Below are 2,512 nucleotides of genomic sequence, written 5' to 3'. Positions count from 1 at the left end.
AAGGGTATGGGCAGGGGTCAGATTTCCACAAAGACGTTCCTGAGCCCATTGAGAGCCCACTGAGTGACTATTGAGCGCCCACTGAGAGCCCGCTGAGCGCCTTCTGTATGCTAGATAGGGTCTTACCCTCCCCTTTATACCCATCGCCCGATCTGGGCGGCTATAAGAGGACTGATCACTTTTCCGGATCGAGCAGACTGTTTATCCATGTTTCGAGATCAGGTTGCTCCTTCTTTGTGAAGTGATCCCAGAATCTAGGATCGATAAATCCCAAGTCAGCAATTTGATGTAGCTGTAAAACTCGCATGCCTTTATCGAACCGACTGGTGTTATGTCCGATCACTTTCCATAGCTCTGCAGGTGTCACAGATATTTCTGGAGCAACTAGTTTTAGTGTAACATGGTAGTTGCCGGATTCTTGGAGCTCGTAATAGGTCTTAAAGTGCATTACTTGTTTCCTCCCGGTGCTGTAACCCTCTGGATCCTCCGACTAAGAAGACTTCCAGAGGGCCAGCTTTATGTTATTTTGTTTTCAATGAGCACACATCGAGTAGCGGTGTATAAGTGCGCCTTAATCCTCTTTGCCGCCTTGGATGACCTTCAATCCATTTTCGCGAGCCATGGCATCAATATCCCTGCGTATGTTCTTTTCGTTCTTTGCACGTCCTTTAACGCCGAAATTTGGGTCTAAACGATACGTAAGCATGGATCCCACTTTAGGTCCCTTATGTATAACCCCTTTTTCGACAAGTACTTTCATAGCTCGATTGACGTGTTGTTTATGCATTCCTAACTCTTTGGCAATATCAGTTTGGCTCAATCTAAGCCAGTTTTCAAAATCCAATTTGCCGAAGATCAGGAAGAGCACATTCATCTGTTCGCCTGTCAAACCAAGCTTTGCGATGTGTATAAATCCTTCCTGCATAGCCATGAAAAACCCCCCTGAGTAATATTTCCGTTTGAGTTCAATAACGGTATAAATAATCTCTCCAGTCTCGGTGTCAACTAACCTATGTTTGTCCAGTTTCATCACCTCCAGAGTAACCAAATATGGTTATACTGTAACCAAAGATGGTTACTATGTCAATCAATATTTCCAGTAATATCAAGGGTTATAGCTTGTCCCCTTCTGTCTCATTATCTTTAGGTATCTCAAACACCCAAATTTACTCTTATCCCGTTTGATTTTTGCACCTTAATTCAGCCTATGAAAAAGCCGGCAGTCCGCTGCTCCAGGCTAGCCACCCCTTCGGGGCAACCCTCCTGGAGCAGCAGCCTCACCGGCACCATTCCAAATAGCTATGAATTTTGCTCTATAAATCAAAAATGGCAACCCCTCCAACTCGGAAGAATTGCCAGCAAAATGGACGTTTTTGGTTTTCCCACCCCCCCTGATAGTAGGGAGGGGGGGTCACGCGAACCCGCGCCCATCATGAGGTTATTCAATTTTCAATCACGAAAAGTTTGACTAATACTGACTTTCTTTGACTAGTCATTTTTCGTTGTGACTGGTTACCTTCAGCATAGCTTGTCTCACTCATACTGACAAGCAATTTCTCACTCACACCCGGTAGCCAGATCAGCAACGCCGGGACCCGCCCCGTAGGGGCCCCACCCGTCGACACTTCTCCGGCTACCTCATGCCCTTAAATATTCGCAGCATGATGTATTTAGCCCTCCCTCGTCCTGCCAGATCGGCAGATTGTAAAAAGGGTATGGGCAGGGGTCAGATTTCCACAAAGACGTTCCTGAGCCCATTGAGAGCCCACTGAGTGACTATTGAGCGCCCACTGAGAGCCCGCTGAGCGCCTTCTGTATGCTAGATAGGGTCTTACCCTCCCCTTTATACCCATCGCCCGATCTGGGCGGCTATAAGAGGACTGATCACTTTTCCGGATCGAGCAGACTGTTTATCCATGTTTCGAGATCAGGTTGCTCCTTCTTTGTGAAGTGATCCCAGAATCTAGGATCGATAAATCCCAAGTCAGCAATTTGATGTAGCTGTAAAACTCGCATGCCTTTATCGAACCGACTGGTGTTATGTCCGATCACTTTCCATAGCTCTGCAGGTGTCACAGATATTTCTGGAGCAACTAGTTTTAGTGTAACATGGTAGTTGCCGGATTCTTGGAGCTCGTAATAGGTCTTAAAGTGCATTACTTGTTTCCTCCCGGTGCTGTAACCCTCTGGATCCTCCGACTAAGAAGACTTCCAGAGGGCCAGCTTTATGTTATTTTGTTTTCAATGAGCACACATCGAGTAGCGGTGTATAAGTGCGCCTTAATCCTCTTTGCCGCCTTGGATGACCTTCAATCCATTTTCGCGAGCCATGGCATCAATATCCCTGCGTATGTTCTTTTCGTTCTTTGCACGTCCTTTAACGCCGAAATTTGGGTCTAAACGATACGTAAGCATGGATCCCACTTTAGGTCCCTTATGTATAACCCCTTTTTCGACAAGTACTTTCATAGCTCGATTGACGTGTTGTTTATGCATTCCTAACTCTTTGGCA

4 protein-coding genes are annotated in these 2,512 nt (G+C 46.2%); all 4 read right to left on the bottom strand.

The genetic code is table 11. The features are described from left to right. Positions 1-175: 175 nt before the first annotated feature. A complete protein-coding gene (locus ACDZ28_RS33375) occupies positions 176-448 on the bottom strand; it encodes a hypothetical protein (RefSeq protein ID WP_375102230.1) in 273 nt (90 codons plus the stop codon). Between the two features lie 123 nt (positions 449-571). Further along, on the bottom strand, positions 572-1,030 hold the full coding sequence (locus ACDZ28_RS33370; protein ID WP_375102229.1) for a replication/maintenance protein RepL: 459 nt from the start codon (positions 1,028-1,030) through the stop codon (positions 572-574). Positions 1,031-1,884: 854 nt separating this feature from the next. Then, positions 1,885-2,157 (bottom strand): hypothetical protein, encoded by a 273-nt coding sequence (locus ACDZ28_RS33365; protein WP_375102230.1) that lies wholly within the window; start codon positions 2,155-2,157, stop codon positions 1,885-1,887. A gap of 123 nt (positions 2,158-2,280) precedes the next feature. After that, positions 2,281-2,496: a hypothetical protein gene (locus ACDZ28_RS33360; protein ID WP_375105483.1), complete on the bottom strand. Its 216-nt coding sequence runs from the start codon at positions 2,494-2,496 to the stop codon at positions 2,281-2,283. Positions 2,497-2,512: the final 16 nt, after the last annotated feature.

The organism is Paenibacillus sp. RS8, from assembly GCF_041956825.1.
Classification (GTDB): domain Bacteria; phylum Bacillota; class Bacilli; order Paenibacillales; family Paenibacillaceae; genus Paenibacillus_AQ.
The sequence above is the reverse complement of the archived record's forward strand: the minus strand, read 5'-3'. Positions and strand labels throughout refer to the sequence as shown.

Excerpts from the sequence above, each read along its gene's own strand:
- ACDZ28_RS33375 (WP_375102230.1), bottom strand. The coding sequence starts at position 448 with ATGCACTTTAAGACCTATTACGAGCTCCAAGAATCCGGCAACTACCAT.
- ACDZ28_RS33370 (WP_375102229.1), bottom strand. The coding sequence starts at position 1,030 with ATGAAACTGGACAAACATAGGTTAGTTGACACCGAGACTGGAGAGATT.
- ACDZ28_RS33365 (WP_375102230.1), bottom strand. The coding sequence starts at position 2,157 with ATGCACTTTAAGACCTATTACGAGCTCCAAGAATCCGGCAACTACCAT.
- ACDZ28_RS33360 (WP_375105483.1), bottom strand. The coding sequence starts at position 2,496 with ATGCATAAACAACACGTCAATCGAGCTATGAAAGTACTTGTCGAAAAA.